Source organism: Mesorhizobium sp. CA10 (assembly GCF_020165285.1).
Lineage (GTDB): Bacteria > Pseudomonadota > Alphaproteobacteria > Rhizobiales > Rhizobiaceae > Mesorhizobium.
The window spans coordinates 101,772-118,794 of record NZ_JAIUHV010000007.1 but is presented as its reverse complement, the minus strand read 5'-3'; the positions used below and the strand labels follow the sequence as shown (position 1 = coordinate 118,794).

The 17,023-nt window shown below is 64.1% G+C and carries 16 protein-coding genes; 7 read left to right on the top strand and 9 right to left on the bottom strand.

The annotated features are described in order from the left end of the window. Positions 1-49: 49 nt before the first annotated feature. From LB535_RS16570 to LB535_RS16560, 3 genes are all read right to left on the bottom strand, one after another. Positions 50-1,699 (bottom strand): thiamine pyrophosphate-binding protein, encoded by a 1,650-nt coding sequence (locus tag LB535_RS16570; protein ID WP_224632967.1) that lies wholly within the window; start codon positions 1,697-1,699, stop codon positions 50-52. Next, a complete protein-coding gene (locus LB535_RS16565) occupies positions 1,696-2,871 on the bottom strand; it encodes a CaiB/BaiF CoA transferase family protein (protein ID WP_224632966.1) in 1,176 nt (391 codons plus the stop codon). The genes LB535_RS16570 and LB535_RS16565 overlap by 4 nt, the downstream gene beginning before the upstream one ends. A gap of 82 nt (positions 2,872-2,953) precedes the next feature. Beyond that, positions 2,954-3,886 carry an alpha/beta fold hydrolase gene (locus tag LB535_RS16560; RefSeq protein WP_224632965.1) on the bottom strand — a complete coding sequence of 311 codons (933 nt, stop codon included), beginning with the start codon at positions 3,884-3,886 and terminating at the stop codon, positions 2,954-2,956. 194 nt (positions 3,887-4,080) lie between these two features. Between LB535_RS16560 and LB535_RS16555 the strand changes: the two genes are divergently transcribed. Continuing rightward, positions 4,081-5,091 carry a ribonuclease T2 family protein gene (locus tag LB535_RS16555; protein WP_224632964.1) on the top strand — a complete coding sequence of 337 codons (1,011 nt, stop codon included), beginning with the start codon at positions 4,081-4,083 and terminating at the stop codon, positions 5,089-5,091. Positions 5,092-5,119: 28 nt separating this feature from the next. Here LB535_RS16555 and LB535_RS16550 read toward each other — a convergent pair whose 3' ends face one another. Beyond that, positions 5,120-6,397 carry a sensor domain-containing diguanylate cyclase gene (locus LB535_RS16550; RefSeq protein ID WP_224632963.1) on the bottom strand — a complete coding sequence of 426 codons (1,278 nt, stop codon included), beginning with the start codon at positions 6,395-6,397 and terminating at the stop codon, positions 5,120-5,122. Positions 6,398-6,663: 266 nt separating this feature from the next. Between LB535_RS16550 and ettA the strand changes: the two genes are divergently transcribed. The 3 genes from ettA to LB535_RS16535 all read left to right on the top strand — a co-directional run bounded on the left by ettA (position 6,664) and on the right by LB535_RS16535 (position 10,362). Then, positions 6,664-8,313, top strand: a complete 1,650-nt coding sequence (gene ettA / locus LB535_RS16545; RefSeq protein WP_140839641.1) for an energy-dependent translational throttle protein EttA — start codon at positions 6,664-6,666, stop codon at positions 8,311-8,313. Positions 8,314-8,353: 40 nt separating this feature from the next. Further along, positions 8,354-9,121 (top strand): trans-aconitate 2-methyltransferase, encoded by a 768-nt coding sequence (gene tam, locus LB535_RS16540; protein ID WP_224632962.1) that lies wholly within the window; start codon positions 8,354-8,356, stop codon positions 9,119-9,121. A 119-nt stretch (positions 9,122-9,240) separates the two neighbouring features. Next, on the top strand, positions 9,241-10,362 hold the full coding sequence (locus tag LB535_RS16535) for a beta-ketoacyl-ACP synthase III (protein WP_224632961.1): 1,122 nt from the start codon (positions 9,241-9,243) through the stop codon (positions 10,360-10,362). Here LB535_RS16535 and LB535_RS16530 read toward each other — a convergent pair. Continuing rightward, a complete protein-coding gene (locus tag LB535_RS16530) occupies positions 10,359-10,925 on the bottom strand; it encodes a methyltransferase family protein (RefSeq protein WP_224632960.1) in 567 nt (188 codons plus the stop codon). The two genes, LB535_RS16535 and LB535_RS16530, sit on opposite strands and share 4 nt — an antisense overlap. Positions 10,926-11,109: 184 nt before the next feature. On the opposite strand from LB535_RS16530, the gene LB535_RS16525 reads away from it, so the two are divergent. Then, on the top strand, positions 11,110-11,739 hold the full coding sequence (locus LB535_RS16525) for an MOSC domain-containing protein (protein WP_224632959.1): 630 nt from the start codon (positions 11,110-11,112) through the stop codon (positions 11,737-11,739). A 40-nt stretch (positions 11,740-11,779) separates the two neighbouring features. Here LB535_RS16525 and LB535_RS16520 read toward each other — a convergent pair whose 3' ends face one another. The 3 genes from LB535_RS16520 to tsaA form a co-directional block, all read right to left on the bottom strand. Continuing rightward, the gene (locus tag LB535_RS16520; RefSeq protein WP_224632958.1) at positions 11,780-12,622 is read right to left on the bottom strand and encodes an SDR family oxidoreductase; all 843 of its coding nucleotides are present in this window, start codon (positions 12,620-12,622) and stop codon (positions 11,780-11,782) included. A gap of 144 nt (positions 12,623-12,766) precedes the next feature. Continuing rightward, a complete protein-coding gene (locus tag LB535_RS16515; protein WP_224632957.1) occupies positions 12,767-13,081 on the bottom strand; it encodes a DUF2293 domain-containing protein in 315 nt (104 codons plus the stop codon). Further along, complete coding sequence (gene tsaA, locus LB535_RS16510; RefSeq protein ID WP_224632956.1) at positions 13,078-13,584, bottom strand: tRNA (N6-threonylcarbamoyladenosine(37)-N6)-methyltransferase TrmO; 507 nt, start codon at positions 13,582-13,584, stop codon at positions 13,078-13,080. Before tsaA ends, LB535_RS16515 begins: the two co-directional genes overlap by 4 nt. A 139-nt stretch (positions 13,585-13,723) precedes the next feature. On the opposite strand from tsaA, the gene LB535_RS16505 reads away from it, so the two are divergent. Together LB535_RS16505 and metF are read left to right on the top strand one after the other, a co-directional pair. Further along, the gene (locus LB535_RS16505; RefSeq protein WP_095768972.1) at positions 13,724-14,746 is read left to right on the top strand and encodes an ArsR/SmtB family transcription factor; all 1,023 of its coding nucleotides are present in this window, start codon (positions 13,724-13,726) and stop codon (positions 14,744-14,746) included. After that, positions 14,746-15,663 (top strand): methylenetetrahydrofolate reductase [NAD(P)H], encoded by a 918-nt coding sequence (gene metF / locus LB535_RS16500; RefSeq protein ID WP_224522885.1) that lies wholly within the window; start codon positions 14,746-14,748, stop codon positions 15,661-15,663. The genes LB535_RS16505 and metF overlap by 1 nt, the downstream gene beginning before the upstream one ends. Before the next feature lie 371 nt (positions 15,664-16,034). Here metF and LB535_RS16495 read toward each other — a convergent pair whose 3' ends face one another. Further along, positions 16,035-16,955, bottom strand: a complete 921-nt coding sequence (locus tag LB535_RS16495; RefSeq protein ID WP_224632955.1) for a DMT family transporter — start codon at positions 16,953-16,955, stop codon at positions 16,035-16,037. Positions 16,956-17,023: the final 68 nt, after the last annotated feature.

Sequence of the window (17,023 nt, the reverse complement as noted above, 5' to 3'; positions counted from 1 at the left end):
GCAGGACAGAGGGGGGCGCGAAGGAACTCGGCCTATGCCTTGTCGGCGCTCAGCTCTTATCGCGGATCTGCGTCAGCGTGCGGGTCGGCGTGATCGCTTCGGGATCGAGCTTGATCTCGACGATCGCCGGCTTGCCGCTGGCGCGCGCGCGTTCGAAGGCCGGCGCGAAGTCGGCGGTTTTTTCCACCGTCTCGCCATGGCCGCCATAGGCGCGGGCGAGCGCCGCGAAGTCAGGGTTCTTGAGGGTGGTGGCGACGACGCGGCTTGGATATTCCCGCTCCTGATGCATGCGGATCGTGCCGTAAATGCCGTTGTTGACGACGATCACGACGATCGGCAGGTCATACTGGACAGCCGTCGCGAACTCCTGGCCGTTCATCAGGAAGCAGCCGTCGCCGGCGAAGGCAACCACAGTGCGATCCGGGAACAGCGACTTGGCGGCGACCGCGGCCGGCGTGCCGTAGCCCATCGAGCCGGAAGTGGGCGCCGCCTGCGTGCCGAAGCGGCGCGAGCGGTAGAAGCGATGCACCCAGGTGGCATAGTTGCCGGCGCCGTTGGTGAGGATGGCGTCCTCCGGCAGGACCTTTCCGAGATAGTCCATGATCGGGCCCATCTGGACCGCGCCCGGGCCGGTCTGCGGCGGCGTCGACCATTCGTGATAGGCGGCGTGCGCCTTTTCCGTCTCGGCCGCCCAGGCAGGCTTGGCCGTTGGCTTGCGCCTGGCGAAAGCCTCGACAAAAGCGGCGGGCGACGCGTTAATCGCTATCGTCGGCCGGTAGACGCGGCCGAGCTCGCCGGCATCGGCGTGGACATGCACCAGCGCCTGGTCGGGGTAGGGGCTCTTCAGCAGCGTGTAGTCGGAAGACGGCATCTCGCCAAGGCGGCCGCCGATCAAGAGCACGACGTCGGCTTGCTTGATCCGCTCCGCCAGCTTGGGATTGATGCCGATGCCGACATCGCCGGCATAATTCGGGTGCAGATGGTCGAACAGCATCTGGCGCCGGAAGGAGCAGCCGACCGGCAGCGACCAGGCCTCGGCGATCTGGCGCATATGCGCCACCGCTTCCCCGTTCCAGCGCGTGCCGCCGAGGATGACGAAGGGACGCTTGGCATTGCTCAGCAATATCTCCAGTGCGTCGAGCTCGGCTTCACCGGGACGCGTCTCGACCGGCGTGTGCGGGAGCGCTTCCGGCGCCTCGACCTCGTCGGTCAGCATGTCTTCCGGCAGCGAGATGACCACCGGGCCGGGACGGCCGGAGGTTGCGACGGCGAAGGCGCGGGTCACGAATTCCGGAATGCGCGCGGCATCGTCGATCTCGACCACCCATTTGGCAATGTCGCCGAAGAAGCGCTTGTAATCGACCTCCTGGAAGGCCTCGCGCTCCTTGGCGTGGCTGGCGACCTGGCCGATGAACAGGATCATCGGCACCGAATCCTGCATCGCGATATGGACGCCGGCCGAAGCGTTGGTGGCCCCGGGGCCGCGGGTGACGAAGCAGATACCGGGCTTGCCGGTCAGCCTTCCCTGGCAGTCGGCCATCATCGCGGCACCGCCTTCCTGGCGGCAGACGATGGTGCGGATCGAAGAGTCATGCAGCGCGTCGAGGACGGCGAGATAGGATTCGCCCGGAACACAGAAGATGCGGTCGGTGCCGTTCGCTTCGAGCGCCTCGACGATCAGTTGTCCGCCGGTTTTCATTTTGCTGCTCTCTCCAGTTCGGCAAGGATTTCTTGCGTGTGCTCGCCAAGGCGCGGCGAGGGTCGTTCATAGACGAGCGGCGTGCCCGACATCACCATCGGCGCGCGCACCGACGGCAGGCGATTGCCGTGGCCGTCGTCGAGATCGAGCCGCATGCCGCGCGCGATGGTCTGCGGATCGTCGAACATCTGGCCAATGGTGTTGATCGGGCTTGCCGGCACGCCGGCAGCCTCGAGCTTCGCCAACAGCGGATCGCGGTCCCAGGTGCTCAGCGTCGCGATGATCAGCTCGCGCAGCTTCACCCGGTTGGCGACGCGGGCGGGGTTGGTGGCGAAATCCGGATTGGCGGGCAGATCGGTCAGCCCAACCGCCGCGCAGAACTTGCCGAACTGGCCGTCATTGCCGACTGCCAGGATGATGTGGCCATCCCTGACCGGCAGCACCTCGTAAGGGGCGATGTTCATATGCGCATTGCCCATCTGCACGGGCGATTTGCCGGAAATCAGATAGTTGAGGTTCTGGTTGCCGAGCGCCGAGATCTGGCTGTCGAAGAGCGCCATGTCGATATGCTGGCCCTCACCAGTCTTTTCGGCGTGGCGCAGTGCTGCCTGGATGGCGATCACCGAATAGAGGCCGGTGAAGAGATCCGAGATGGCGACGCCGGCCTTCTGCGGCTCGCGGCCGGGCTCGCCCGTGATCGACATCATGCCGGCCATGGCCTGGATGATGAAATCGTAGCCGGCGCGCGGCGCGTAGGGACCGTCCTGGCCAAAGCCGGTGATCGAGCAATAGACGAGGCGCGGATTGATCGCCTTCAGGCTCTCGTAGTCGAGGCCGTATTTCTTCAGGCCGCCGAGCTTGAAGTTCTCGATCAGCACGTCGGCGGTGGCGACCAGCTTGCGCAGCGTCTCGGCACCGTCGGGCTTGGAGAAATCGACGGCGATGGAACGCTTGCCGCGATTGCAGGAGTGGTAATAGGCGGCCGACAGGTTCTCGCCGTCATGGCTCATGACGAAGGGCGGACCCCATTTGCGGGTATCGTCGCCGCCATCGGGGCTCTCGACCTTGATGACATCGGCGCCGAGATCGGCCAGCAACTGCCCGGCCCAGGGACCGGCCAGGATGCGGGCGAGTTCGACAACGCGGATGCCTTTCAGCGGAGGTTCGGCCATGGATCACCGTAATGGGTCGGAAACGCAGGCTCTATCAACAGCAGCCGCACCTGTCACGGCCCTTGCAGTGGGCCAAGCCGGATCAGGATTTCAGCACGCTGTCCGCCCAAGCGACGAAATCATTCATGACGGCATCGCGGTTGATCTCGTTCAGGCTTTCATGGCGGGTTTCCGGGTAAACCTTTGAAACCAGATTCGAAAAGCCCATCGCCTGCATGCGCGTTGCCAGGTGATGGACCGCCTTGCCGTAGTCCGACGCGGGGTCCTTCTCGCCACCGACAAGGTTGATGAAGAGATCGCGGCGGACGCCGGTGAAGCTGGAATCCTTGCCGGCGTAAAGCGCCATTTCGACCACATCGCGCCACATCGAGACCGACGCATCCCAGCCGCAGAGCGGGTCGGCGATATATTTGTCGACCTCGACCGGGTCGCGCGACAGCCAATCGAACAGGGTCCGGTGATTTGGCACCGCCTTGCCCCACGCCTGGAAGGTGAGCTTGGGCAGAAGCCGCGACGGCACGTCGGAGCCGAGCCGCATCCGCTCCCAGCCTAGAATGCCAAGCGCCAGTTGCCCGAGCCGGCCTTGCGAGAAATTGCCGTTCCAGATCGCGGCGGCATGGACACGCCCGGAATGGCGCAGGACAAAGTTCAGCGCCACCGAGGCGCCCAGCGAATGTCCAAAGGCGATCACCGGCAAGCCGGGATGCTCGGCCGCGATCAGGTCGTGCACGGCCTCGACATCGGCGATCACCTTGGCGACGCCGTCGCTATCGGCGAATTTGCCGAGCGGCGCGTCGGGCGCCTTCGTCGCGCCATGGCCACGATGGTCATGGGCATAGACGTGGAATCCACGCGGCGCGAGGTGATCGGCAAAGCGTGCGTAACGCGCCGCATGTTCGGCCAGGCCATGGTTGATCTGGATCACGGCGCGTGGCTTCGCCTCCGCGTGTTTCACATAGAGGTTGAGGTCGGCCCCGGTCGGTGAGGCCAGGCTGGTCTTTCTGTCGAATGGCATGTGTCGCTCCGTCAGCGACTGTTGGGCGAGGCTTTTGCCGGCGTCAAGTGGATGACCGCACTTGCGAATCCGCCGATAGGGCTTGCTCAGCTGGGGATTGTTTTTTCGAGCGGCGAAAAAGATCGCAATTCTGACACGTCGACTGTTCTAGTGTGACGTATTCAATACGGTTCAATGATCGCCGGGAGAGCGGGATGCGGGTTTGGGCATTATGGGGTTCGATGGTGCTGGCGCTGGCCGGCGCCGGGGTGGCGCATGCCGACGTGAAGATGAGCGGCACGTTCGTTGCCGACAGCGCCTGCCCGGCGACGCAGGCCATCAAGAGCGGCAAGAACCCCGGCAACATCTCGACCGAAGCCGGCAAAAGCTACGACCTTCTTGCCGGCAACAAGGACGAGCCCACGCACTACCTTATCCAGGTGCCGGGCGCCGACCCAGAGCGGCGCTGGGTGAAGATCAGCTGCGGCCACGTCAACGGCGGCAGCGCTGCGACCATGCCGGCGCCTTCCGGCCAGGCCAAACCGTCGCCGTCAGCCTCCGGAAAACCCGAATATGTCTTTGCGCTGAGCTGGCAGCCGGCTTTCTGCGAGACCAAGGCGAGCAAGCCCGAATGCAAGGCACAGAGCCCGAGCGAGTTCGATGCCTCGCACTTCACGCTGCATGGGCTGTGGCCGCAGCCGAACGGCAATTTCTATTGCCAGGTCTCGGCGAACGACAAGGCCAATGACAATCCGGCGCATTGGGGAGACCTGCCGCCGGTCGAGCTCGACGCAAAGACGCGTGCCGAGCTCGACCAGGTGATGCCGGGCACTGCCTCCAAACTGGAGCGGCACGAATGGATCAAGCACGGCACCTGCTACGGCAAGAACCAGCAGGACTATTTCTCCGACGCGCTGAACCTGATGCGGGCGGTGAACGCCTCGGTGGTGCGCGATCTGTTCAACAAGAACATCGGCAAGCAGCTGACGTCGGATGCGATCCGCGGCGCCTTCAACCAGGCTTTCGGTCCCGGCGCCGGGGATCGCGTACGCGTGTCGTGTCTGGTCGATCCGTCGAGCGGCAGGCGTATGATCGGCGAGATCACGCTCGGCCTGTCCGGTCCGATCGGCCCGGACAGCAAGCTGGCCGATCTCCTGATGGCGTCGGCGCCGACAGCCAGGGCCGGTTGCCCGAAGGGCACGGTCGACGCGATCGGTTTTCAATAGGCGAGAATTTTGGTCAGCCCGTTCTTTGTCAGGCTGATCGGGAGGCCGCCTGCAGGATGATAGCCTCGCTGCCAGGTTCGCCGACCACGCGGTCGCGGCCGCTCAACTTCGCCTTGTAGAGGCGCTGGTCGGCCAGCGCGAAAATGTCGGCAAGACAGCGCGTCGTCTCGCTGACGGTGGAGACGCCGGCACTCACGGTGATGTTGTAGCGGCCGGTATGCGCCGAGGTCTTCGTGGCGTTCCTGATAGTCTCGCCGAGCAGCCTGGCCGGCGCGTGCGACTGTTGCGTCAGCACGGCGAATTCCTCGCCGCCGATGCGGAACACCTGTTCGTTGCCGCCGACGGTCTCGGCCAGCAGGGCAGCCATCGATTTCAGCACCTTGTCGCCCTCGGCATGACCGAAGCTGTCGTTGATCGACTTGAAATGGTCGACGTCGACAATGAGCAGGCTGAGCGGCTTGCCCATCCTGATGGCCGACGACACCGCGGACTCGCCGTCGGCATCGAAACTGCCGCGATGCAGCAGGCCGGTGAGGCCGTCGCGGCCGACATATTTGATCAGCGCTTCGTAGCGTTCGCGATAGGTGAGGGCGTCGAAAATGTCGGAGAGGCCGCGCGGCACAGCGACATCGTGGTCTTCGACCCATTTCAGATAGGCGACGAGCATACCGCTATAGGCAAGCGCGGCGCCCATCTTTGCGAACCAGCCGCCGAAGAAGACCTCGAGCGGCGCGCCGGCGACGAAATGCAGCGCGGTGAAGAAGCCGGCCTGATCGAAGGTGAGCACGCAGGCGACCGATGCGAGGATGCGCATGAATGGCCTAGCGCGCAGATAGCTGCCGAGCTTCTCGTAGAGCAGGATGATCAGGATGGAGTCGACGAAGAGCAGCGAGGTGCCCCAGACCATCAGCCAACCCATCTCGTCGATGAAGGCGATGTCGGGAAGCTTGCCGCTTGGAAGTGGAGCGATCGCGTGCAGGCGCAGGACCAGCACCAGCCCGATCATCACGGCGTTGCCAAGCAGCAGGCCGTAGATCGGCTGGCGAACCGTCGCCGCATCTTCCTTCATGTAGAGCAGAAGCAGCATGACGAGCTTGCCGGAGAAGAGCACGGCGGAGCCCGGCGACACCAGCCCGAACGGCAGCGCGACATAGAAGACGCTGGCAAGGTAGGTTTCGAGGAAATGCATGACGCCGAGCGCGCAGATGAACACGCCAAGCCCGATGCGGCGCCGGAAACGGAAAAGCGTGACCATGGCGCCGAAATAGAGAACCGCTTCGGCAAGGAGCAGGGCACCGTTCAGCACGTCGTCGATCCGATCCTTCCCCGAAACCGCAGCATGGCCGCGATTTCCCAACCTAACATCGTTTTGAAGGCGAATGGTTAAGCTCTGATTTCGCACGATCGCGAGAGCGCCGAAAAAGCCCTGAGTGAATTTGGGCGCCGCAAACCGGCGAATCCGCGCGGATTGGCGCGTTTCGCGCCGAAAGCGATTGCCGTTCGACGCTTCATCGCCTACATAGCGCCCAATCCCCATCCACCTTGACACTTCAGTTTCCAGGGAAAGCGCGCGTGGCTCGCCAGTTCATCTATCACATGTCCGGCCTGTCGAAGGCCTACGGCACCAAGAAGGTGCTCGATAACGTTCACCTGTCCTTCTATCCGGATGCCAAGATCGGCATTCTCGGCCCCAACGGCTCGGGTAAGTCGACGATCCTGCGCATCATGGCCGGGCTCGACAAGGAGTTCCAGGGCGAGGCATGGCTGGCCGAGGGCGCCACTGTGGGCTATCTGGCGCAGGAGCCGCAGCTCGACAACACCAAGACCGTGCGTGAGAACGTCATGGACGGCGTCGCCAGGAAGACCGCCATCATCGAGCGCTACAACGAGCTGATGATGAATTATTCCGACGAGACGGCGGACGAGTCGGCCAAGCTCCAGGACGAGATGGACCGGCTCAATCTTTGGGACCTGGAGCAGCAGGTCGAAATGGCGATGGATGCGCTGCAGTGTCCGCCACCTGACTCCGAAGTGACCAACCTGTCGGGCGGCGAGCGCCGCCGCGTGGCGCTGTGCCGGCTGCTGCTCGAGCAGCCCGACCTCTTGCTGCTCGACGAGCCGACCAACCATCTCGACGCCGAGACCACGCAATGGCTGGAAAAGCATCTGCGCGACTATCCCGGCTCGGTGCTGATCATCACTCACGACCGCTACTTCCTGGACAATGTGACCGGCTGGATCCTCGAGCTCGATCGCGGCCGCGGCATCCCTTACGAGGGCAATTACACCAAATATCTCGACGCCAAGGCCAAGCGCCTGATCCAGGAAGGCCGCGAGGACGACGCCCGCCAGAAGTCGATCTGGCGCGAGCGCGAGTGGATCCAGTCCTCGCCCAAGGCGCGCCAAACGAAGTCCAAGGCGCGTATCAAGGCCTATGAAGAACTGGTCGAGCAGTCGCAGAACCGCAAGCCGACCGACACGCAGATCGTCATCCCGTCGAGCGAGCGCCTCGGCAATCTCGTCATCGAGGTCGAAGGCCTCAACAAGGGCTTCGGCGACGAACTCCTGATCGAGAACCTTTCGTTCAAGCTGCCGCCGGGCGGCATTGTCGGCGTCATCGGCCCGAACGGCGCCGGCAAGACGACGCTGTTCAAGATGATCACAGGCCAGGAAACGCCGGATGCCGGCTCGATCCGCAAGGGCGAGACAGTGCGGCTCGGCTATGTCGACCAGAGCCGCGACGCGCTCGACCCGAACAAGACGGTGTGGGAAGAGATCTCCGGCGGCGCCGAAGTCATCAAGCTCGGCAAGCACGAGGTCAACAGCCGTGCCTATTGCTCGTCCTTCAACTTCCGCGGCGGCGACCAGCAGCAGAAGGTCGGCAACCTGTCGGGCGGCCAGCGAAACCGCGTCCACCTGGCCAAGATGCTGAAGGGTGGCGGCAACGTGCTTCTGCTCGACGAACCGACCAACGACCTCGACACCGAGACGCTGGGCGCGCTGGAAGACGCGCTGGAAGCCTATGCCGGCTGCGCCGTCATCATCAGCCACGACCGCATGTTCCTCGACCGCATGGCCACCCACATGCTCGCCTTCGAAGGCGACGCTCATGTCGAATGGTTCGAAGGCAATTTCGAGGAATATGAGAAGGACAAGCTGCGCCGCCTGGGCGCCGAAGCGGCGACTCCGCACCGCATGACCCACAAGCGGCTGACGCGGTAGGATCAGTCCCCAAGGGCGGCGAACAAAGCAGGGTTCTCACATGGCTGACTGGTCCGCCGCCCAATATCTCAAATTCGAGGATGAGCGCACGCGGCCCGCGCGGGACCTGGTGGCGCAGGTGCGGGTCGATTTTCCGCGCTGCGTCGTCGATATCGGCTGCGGTCCGGGCAACTCGACCGAGCTTCTGGTCGAGCGCTGGCCGGACGCCGAGGTGAACGGCTTCGACACCTCGCCCGACATGATCGAGAAGGCGCGGGCGCGGCTGCCGAATGTCAATTTCGAGCTGGCGGATGCCGCCGGATGGCAGCCCCAGCATCCCGTCGACGTCATCTTCGCCAACGCCGTCTTCCAGTGGCTGCCGGAGCATCCGGCGGTGTTCCAACGGCTGACGGGATTGCTTGCGCCCGGCGGCGCCCTGGCCATCCAGATGCCCGACAATCTCGGCGAGCCTTCGCACCGACTGATGCGCGAGACCGCGGCGGAAGTGCCGTTTGCGGGCAAGCTCGAGGGCGCGGCGCGCGCGCCGCTGCCGCCGGTGTCATTCTACTACGATCTTCTGTCGCCGCTCGCCGACCGGCTCGACATCTGGCATACCATCTACAACCATCCGCTGGCCGATGCCGAGGCGATCGTCGAATGGGTAAAGGCGACGGGGCTGAAGCCCTTCCTCGATCCGCTCGATGCGGATGAGAAGAAGCTGTTCCTCGACAGCTACACCGCCAAGATCGCCAAAGCCTATCCGAAAACGGCTACCGGCAAGGTGCTGCTGCGCTTCCCGCGCATCTTCATCGTGGCCAAGCGCGCTTGAGCATTCACCACCTGAATGCCAGCGGTGGTTGTCGAATTAAGCTGGAATAAACCGGGCAAATGCGACAAGTGTAGCGCCTCGCCTCGGCACAACTTGGCGCCCCCTCGGACGGATTGGACATGCATCGCGTCATCATCAGCGGCATCGGCGCCGAAATCCCTGAACCCGTCATCACCAATGAAGAGCTGGTCGCAAGCTTCAACAACTGGGTCGATACCGAGAATGCGCGCCGCGCCGACACCGGCGAGCCGCTTTTGCAAAAGTCGGACAGCGACTTCATCGTGCATGCCTCGGGCGTGAGAAGCCGTCATGTAATCGAGCGTGAGGGTATTCTCGACCCGACCCGCATGTCGCCGCGCATTCCGGCGCGGCCCGACGACGCGCTGTCGCTGGAGGCGGAGTTCGGCCTCGCCTCGGCCAGGAAGGCGCTTGCCCATGCCGGGGTCGACGGGTCGGACATCGACCTGGTGATCTGCTCGGCCTCGCACCACCAGCGGCCCTATCCGGCCATCGCCATCGAGATGCAGGAGGCGCTGGGCACCAAAGGCGCCGGCTTCGACATGGGGCTTGGCTGCTCTTCCGCCGCGGCGGCGCTGCATGTCGCGGTCAACCTGGTGAGGGCAGGGGCGCACAAGCGCATCCTGGTGTCGACGCCGGAGATCATCACCGGGCATCTCAACTTCCGCGACCGGCAGACGCATTTCATCTTCGGCGACGCCTCGGTCGCCATGGTCGTCGAGGGGCTGGCGCAAGGCGAGAAGCGGCCAGGACGTTTCGAGGTGCTCGACACGCGCACCTGGACGCAGATGTCGAACAACATCCGCACCAATCTCGGCTATTACACGCGCACCGCCCAGAACGATCCCTACATGATCAACCTGGAAGGCAACCTCATCAAGCAGGTCGGCAACAAGGTGTTCAAGGAAGTCACCGTCGCCGGCCAGAAATTCATCGTCGAGTTCCTGGCCGAGCACGGGCTGACGCCGGCAGGCATCCGCCGCTTCTGGCTGCATCAGGCCAATGCGCGCATGAATGCGATGATCCTGAAACTGTCCTTCGGTCACGACGTCGACCATGACCGCGCGCCGATGGTGCTGGAGCGGCTCGGCAACACCGCCGGGGCCGGCGCGATCGTGGCGCTGTCGGAGAACCATGCCGACATGAAGGCCGGCGATTTCGGCCTGATCTGCGCCTTCGGCGCCGGCTATTCGATCGGCGGCGCGCTGCTCAGGATGCTTTAAGCCGGCGCGAAGGGCACCAGCATCGGCACGCGCCTGGCGTAGTCGTCATAGGCCGGGCCGAGCTCGCCGCGCAGGAAGCTCTCTTCCAGCCGCGCCTTGACGACGACGCCGACGAGCAGCAGCGCGGCGCCGGCAATACCCCATACGGTGCCCTTGACGGCCATGGTGGCGAGGACAGACAGCAGCAGCCCGGCGTAGATCGGATGGCGGACCAGGCCGTAGGGGCCGGTATCGACCACGCGATGATCGGCCTTGGCCGTGACGTTTGCCGACCACAGGCGGCCGAGATGCAGGCGCGCCCACCAGGCGAAAGCGATGCCGATGGCGATCAAGGCGACGCATATCCAGGCTTCGGCAAGCGTCGGCGTCCACAGCCGCAGCCGGCCGGCATAGCCGTGCGCCGGCACGAACAGCAGGATGGTGCCGGCGAGCCAAAGGACCCGATAGCGCGCCTCCGACTTGAGATCGGCGCGCTTTTGCGCTGGATCTGCCCAGCTAGCGGCAAGGAGCCAGGATACCACCCAGAACAGCCAAAGCGCCGCTACAGCGTGTCCGACCTGCATGATCGAGCCTCCTCCCTCCCGATATAGCGCGCATCGTTTATGACGGCCGCACGGCGGCAATGCGACCCGTGTGCAGCGGGGCGGCGTTTTCTGGTAATAACGTCGTGATCGCCATCAAACGATGTGATCGGATCATCAGCGCTTTCGACTGGACCGCCTTCTCAGCGGCCTTTAGACCAGCGGCATGCAGGAAACGAACCTAGAGCTTTTTCCAGCGGCCGAACCGACAATCGACATCGTGCCCGGCCGCAAGCTGACGGCAAAGGCGGCGGCGCTCTATGCCGCTCCGCACGATCATTTCGAGACAAAACGGGTGGAGGAACTGCGGCTCGGCTTCGACGGCATCGAGGGCGATTTCCATGCCGGCGCAACGCGGCGGTCGGGCGGGCGCGAGCCTTGGTATCCGCGCGGCACCGAAATGCGCAACGAGCGGCAATTGTCGCTTGTGGCCGCGGACGAGCTCGCCATCATCGCGCAACGCATGGGGCTCGAGCAGATCAAGCCGGAGTGGATCGGCGCCAATCTTGTGGTCGAGGGCGTGCCGCATCTTTCGATGCTGCCGGCCGGCTCGCTGATGTTCTTCAAGGGCGGCGTGACGCTCAAGGTCGACGGCCAGAACAAGCCGTGCCGGTTCGCCGGGCAGTCGATCGCCGAGCATGTCGGCGCAGCGGATCAGGAGGCCACCGCGCTGCTCTTCCCAAAGGAGGCGAAACGGCTGCGCGGCCTTGTCGCCTGGGTCGAGAAGCCGGGCGTCATAAGAGCTGGCGAAGAGATTTCCATCCGGGTGCCCGAGCAGTGGACCTATCGAGCCTGAACAAAGAGGCCGCGCCGCTTTCGCGGCGCGGCGTTCGCGGTTAGGCCGCCTTGCGGTTCTTGTTGGCGCCCTGCGCCATTACCGAGACGTGATCCCATTTCTCCCAAGTGGCGATGCGGTTGGCATATTCCTGCCGGATCATCGGCAGTCCGCCGTCGCCGAAGAAGACCCTGAGCGGCGGCTCGGCGGCATCGACGATCGCCAGCATCGCCGGGCCGGTCGCTTGCGGATCGCCAGCGACGGAACGGCTGCGGCGCTCGGCCATCGCTGCGCGGACCGGCTCATAGGCGTCCAACGGCTTGGAGACCCTGGCCGACGGCCCGGCCCAGTCTGTGGAGAAGCCGCCCGGCTCGACCAAGGTCACGTGAATGCCGAACTCCGCGACCTCGAGGCTGAGCGACTGGCTGAAGGCTTCCAGCGCCCATTTTGAGGCGTGATAAAGGCCGAGCGAGGCAAAGGCGTTGACGCCGCCGATCGAGGAGATCTGGATGATGTGGCCTGAGCGTTGCGCCCGCATGACGGGAAGCACGGCCTGGGTCACCCAAAGCGCTCCGAAGACGTTGGTCTCGATCTGGTCGCGCGCCTCCTGCTCCGTGACCTCCTCGATGGCGCCGAAATGGCCGTAGCCGGCATTGTTGACGACCACGTCGAGCCGGCCAAAATGCCTGTGCGCTTCGGCAATCGCGGCGTCGACCGCCTGTTTATTGGTGACGTCGAGCTGCATGGCAGCAACCTTGTCGCCATATTTCTTCACGAGATCGGCAAGCGTGCCTGCGTCGCGCGCGGTTGCGGCGACGCGATCGCCGCGGGCGAGCGCGGCCTCGGCCCAGACGCGGCCAAAACCCTTCGACGATCCGGTGATGAACCAAACCTTATCAGTCATGATCTGCTATCCTTGCCCAGAGGGCGATGAATTCGGGGGTAAACGGAGGAATCTCCGTTTATCCCCATGTACGGCGCCGCCGCCGTTTTTCCAGAGGCGGCACCCGAATTAATTGGCGGGATGCGGCGTAGAGGGCGCAGACGCCTATTCGTCCTCTTCGTCTTCCTGAAGCAGGCGTGTAGCGCGCCAACGGGTGAGCACCTCATTGGTCCGCCCGATGACGAAGAAGCGCGCCGAATCCCGGTCATAGCCCTCGGCGAGCAACTTCTCATAATCTGTGTGGACATGGCGGACATGGGCGATGGTGGCCAGCCATACCGCGATCGTCGGGGGCAGGGTCTTCATATGCACGGAACCGGCGTCGGCGCGGATCTTTTCCATGTCGGCATAGGGCGCAAGCGGCAAAAGTGCGGTCAGCGCCTTGGCGATGGCACGGCGGCGGCCGGTGGGGGCGCTCATTTCTCGTCTCGCCCGGCAATCGTCGCTTCCGGGAAGGCATCCGTGGAAGCGTAATAAGGCTTGATGTCGATGACCGGTGTGCCGTCGAGCACATCGATGGCGTCGATCTCGATCCGACCGGCCTCGATGTCGAGCGCGGCGAGCTTCGCTACATGCAGGCCGACAGGGTTGGGCCGGGCAGGGGAGCGCAGCGAGAAAACGCCTTTCGCTTCAGCCGCGTGGCGCGGTTTCTGCACAATCAGATTCCGCGGCGCGTGATGGAGCCAGGACAGGATGACGACGTGGCTGGCGCGTTCCAGGTTTTGCAACCCCAGGCGATAGGGCTGGTCGATCAGGACTGTCGCGGTTCGCCCGGTTTGCCGGGCGGCGCGCATGTTCTTGGGGCAATCCTCGCGACTGGTCCATGGTGAGACGATGCGGCCGATGAAGACCACTTGGCCGTCCGGCGGCAACTGCGCCGGGTCGGCAGCAAGAAGCATTTCACCTTGGCGTGTCTCAAACATCCTGTTCATCCCGCCCAGAAACCGCCTGCCGGCGCGGATCGCGGCTGCGCCATTTTCTTGTCCGGAAGCGACATAGCGCTTGCCAGGGTATCAAAATCGACATAAACATATCTTTATATCTTTCAACGAGAGCCCGCTCATGCATGTCTCGCTCGACACAATGGTAGATACATTGAAGGCGGCGGCCGAATCCAGCCGGCTGCGCATCCTGGTGCTGCTTTCACGCGGGGATCTCACCGTCTCCGACCTCACCGAGATCCTCGGCCAGTCGCAGCCGCGCGTCTCGCGGCACCTCAAGCTGCTGCTCGATGCCGGGCTGATCGGCCGCTATCAGGAAGGGTCCTGGGCTTTTTTCAGGCTGACCGACATCGATAATTCGCGCGATTTCGTCCAACGTCTGGTCTCGGCCATAAGCGAGGCCGATCCGCAGGTGGTGCGAGATCTCGAGCGGCTGGCGGCGGTCAAGCGCAAGCGGCAGGACCGGGCTGCCGAGTATTTCTCCGAGAATGCCGCGAGTTGGGATCATATCCGCTCGCTGCATGTGCCGGACCGCGCGGTGGAAGCGGCACTCATCAAGCTCGTCGGCAAGCGGCCGTTCCAGTCGATGCTCGACCTCGGCACCGGCACGGGCAGGCTGCTCGAAATCTTCGCGCCGCTCTACCGGCGCGGCGTCGGCATCGACATGTCGCGCGAGATGCTGAGCGTGGCGCGCGCCAATCTCGACAAGGCCGGCATCGCCAATGCGCAGGTACGCCAGGGCGACATCTTTTCGCCGCCGGTCGAGCGCAACGCCTTCGATCTCGTCACAATCCACCAGGTGCTGCACTATCTCGACGATCCCGCGCGCGCCATCGCCGAGGCGGCGAGGCTGCTCAGGCCATCAGGCCGGCTGATCGTCGTCGACTTCGCGCCCCACGCGCTCGAATTCCTACGCGACCAGCACGCCCATATGCGGCTGGGCTTTTCCGACCGGCAGATGTCCGACTGGTTCGCCGAGGCCGGCCTCGATCTCGAGGACAGCCAGGAATTCGAGCCGCGTGGCGGTAACGAGGCAAGGCTTACGGTGAAGCTCTGGCTCGGCCGCGATCGGCGACTGCTGATCGCCGATCCATCCAATGACTCGCTACCCGCCAAGGCATATCCAATGGGGGAAACAGCCTGATGAACCAGTTCCGCTTTTCCCGCCGCCCCGACATCGGTGACAAGGTCCGGGTCTCGTTCGAATTCTTCCCACCGAAGACCGACGAGATGGAAGCAAGGCTCTGGGACACGGTTACAAAGCTGGAGCCGCTCAAACCGAAATTCGTCTCGGTGACCTACGGCGCCGGCGGTTCGACCCGCGAGCGCACGGCGCGCACGGTCAAGCGCATCTTGAACGAGACGACGCTGACGCCGGCGGCGCACATGACTTGCGTCGATGCCGCGCGCGATCAGGTCGACACGGTCATTCGCGAATTCGCGGATATGGGCGTCAAACGTTTCGTCGCGTTGCGCGGCGATCCGGCGGCCGGTGTCGGCGCAAGTTACCACCCGCATCCCGATGGCTATGCCAATGGCGCCGAACTGGTCGGGGCGCTGAAGAACGCCGGCGATTTCGACATCTCGGTCTCGGCCTATCCGGAAAAGCATCCGGAAAGCCCGGATTTTGCCACCGACATCGATATGCTGAAGCGCAAGGCCGACAATGGCGCGACGCGGGCGATCACCCAGTTCTTCTTCGACAACGACCTTTACGAGCGCTATGTCGAGCGGGCGCGCCGCGCCGGCATCTACATCCCGATCGTGCCGGGCATCCTCCCGGTGCATAACTTCACCCAGGTCGCCAATTTCTCGTCGCGCTGCGGCGCGCTGGTGCCGGCCTGGCTGGCCGAGCGCTTCGAGGGGCTGGAGAACGACCCGCAGACGCATGCCCTCGTGGCCTCCGCCGTGGCCGCCGAACAGGTGCTCGACCTTGTCGAGCGCGGCGTCGGCGACTTCCATTTCTACACGATGAACCGCGCCGATCTCGTCTTTGCCGTCTGCCACATGATCGGCATCCGCTCGCATGAGACGGAGGCGGCGGGTTCGGCCGCCGCATAGGGCAGGCTGCAACGGAAAAGGCCGGGTAGAACCCGGCCTTTTCGAACTGTTTGGACTATATCTCGGTACTGGTCTTCCCGGTTTTGGCGGGTCAGGGAAGAACACCTATGATAAGGGCACCGATGAATGCGAATGCGGCACAAATCATCAACGCGTTGATCGGCCTCGTCAGTCCCATGCCATAGCCTCCTCTTCAGAGCTATGGCCGGAATCTAGAGTCATTTGGGTTACAGGCAAGCGGAAAACGTGCTGCAATGCGACATGATTGTGGGATTTGCGACTTCCGATTTATCGTTAGCCGTTGAAACTCTTCGGCAAAAGCCGCCTCAAGCGTTGTGAATAAATTGTGGCGGAGCCGTGGCATGACACCGCTACCATCGCCCAAACAGGCGACCGTCTATGGTGACCAGGCCGAGTCCGATCAGCGTCATGCCGCCGATTTCGAACAGGGCCAGCCGTTCGCCGAGGAACAGGAAGCCGAGCAGCACCGCACTGACCGGCACGACCAGGGTGACCAGCGAGGCATTGGTGGCGCCGGCCGAGGCGACGAGGTTGAAATAGAGGATGTAAGCAAAGGCGGTTGAAAGCAGCGCCAGGCCCAAAACCGCGGCCCAGACGGGCGGCGAGACCGAGAAAAGCCCCGCGGGGCCATACGCAATCAGCACGAGCGGGATCATGATGATGGTCGATGCGGTCAGCTGTCCGGTGGCAATGACGGGCGATGGCGCGCCCTTGAAGCGGCGCGCGATCATCAGGGCGACGGCGTAGGAGATCGAAGCGCCGATCAGTGCGAACTTGGCCCACACCGGTCCGCCAAGCCCGGCAAGCAGGCCAGGTCCGATCATCACCGCGGTGCCGGCGACACCGAGCGCGATGCCGGCGAACTTGTTCCAGGACAGCTTCTCGTCGGTGGTGAGCGCATTGGCCAGGATCAGCGTCCAGAACGGCGTCGTGGCGTTGAGCACCGAAGCGACGCCGGCGCCGAGCTGCGTCTGGCCGGCGAAGATCAGCGAGAAGGGCACGACATTGTTGGTGAGCGCCAGCAGGAAGAACAGGCCGGCATGCGGGAAGGCGAGCCGGAACGAAGGGCCGCGGGCTGCCAGATAGAGGTGAAGTGCCGCCGCGGCGATGGCGACGCGAAACAGCACCAGCGCCAGCGGATGGATCTCGGAAACGGCGATGCGGGCAAAGAAGAACGAACCGCCCCAGATCGCGCCGAGCAGGAGAAGCTGCGCCCAATCCTTGAGCGTCATCGCTCCGCGCGTCGGCGCGGCGCCGGCCGTAATCGACATGTCCCGTTCCTCCCCGGGGCCGATCGCAACCTCGGCCCGTAAAGCATCTCAAGAACCGATATCGGGTT

Coding starts and splice junctions, on each gene's coding strand:
- LB535_RS16495 (WP_224632955.1), bottom strand. CDS start 16,955: ATGTCGATTACGGCCGGCGCCGCGCCGACGCGCGGAGCGATGACGCTC.
- tam (WP_224632962.1), top strand. CDS start 8,354: ATGGCTGACTGGTCCGCCGCCCAATATCTCAAATTCGAGGATGAGCGC.
- metF (WP_224522885.1), top strand. CDS start 14,746: ATGAACCAGTTCCGCTTTTCCCGCCGCCCCGACATCGGTGACAAGGTC.
- tsaA (WP_224632956.1), bottom strand. CDS start 13,584: ATGTTTGAGACACGCCAAGGTGAAATGCTTCTTGCTGCCGACCCGGCG.
- LB535_RS16560 (WP_224632965.1), bottom strand. CDS start 3,886: ATGCCATTCGACAGAAAGACCAGCCTGGCCTCACCGACCGGGGCCGAC.
- LB535_RS16505 (WP_095768972.1), top strand. CDS start 13,724: ATGCATGTCTCGCTCGACACAATGGTAGATACATTGAAGGCGGCGGCC.
- LB535_RS16520 (WP_224632958.1), bottom strand. CDS start 12,622: ATGACTGATAAGGTTTGGTTCATCACCGGATCGTCGAAGGGTTTTGGC.
- LB535_RS16570 (WP_224632967.1), bottom strand. CDS start 1,699: ATGAAAACCGGCGGACAACTGATCGTCGAGGCGCTCGAAGCGAACGGC.
- LB535_RS16535 (WP_224632961.1), top strand. CDS start 9,241: ATGCATCGCGTCATCATCAGCGGCATCGGCGCCGAAATCCCTGAACCC.
- LB535_RS16530 (WP_224632960.1), bottom strand. CDS start 10,925: ATGCAGGTCGGACACGCTGTAGCGGCGCTTTGGCTGTTCTGGGTGGTA.
- LB535_RS16525 (WP_224632959.1), top strand. CDS start 11,110: ATGCAGGAAACGAACCTAGAGCTTTTTCCAGCGGCCGAACCGACAATC.
- LB535_RS16565 (WP_224632966.1), bottom strand. CDS start 2,871: ATGGCCGAACCTCCGCTGAAAGGCATCCGCGTTGTCGAACTCGCCCGC.
- LB535_RS16515 (WP_224632957.1), bottom strand. CDS start 13,081: ATGAGCGCCCCCACCGGCCGCCGCCGTGCCATCGCCAAGGCGCTGACC.
- LB535_RS16555 (WP_224632964.1), top strand. CDS start 4,081: ATGCGGGTTTGGGCATTATGGGGTTCGATGGTGCTGGCGCTGGCCGGC.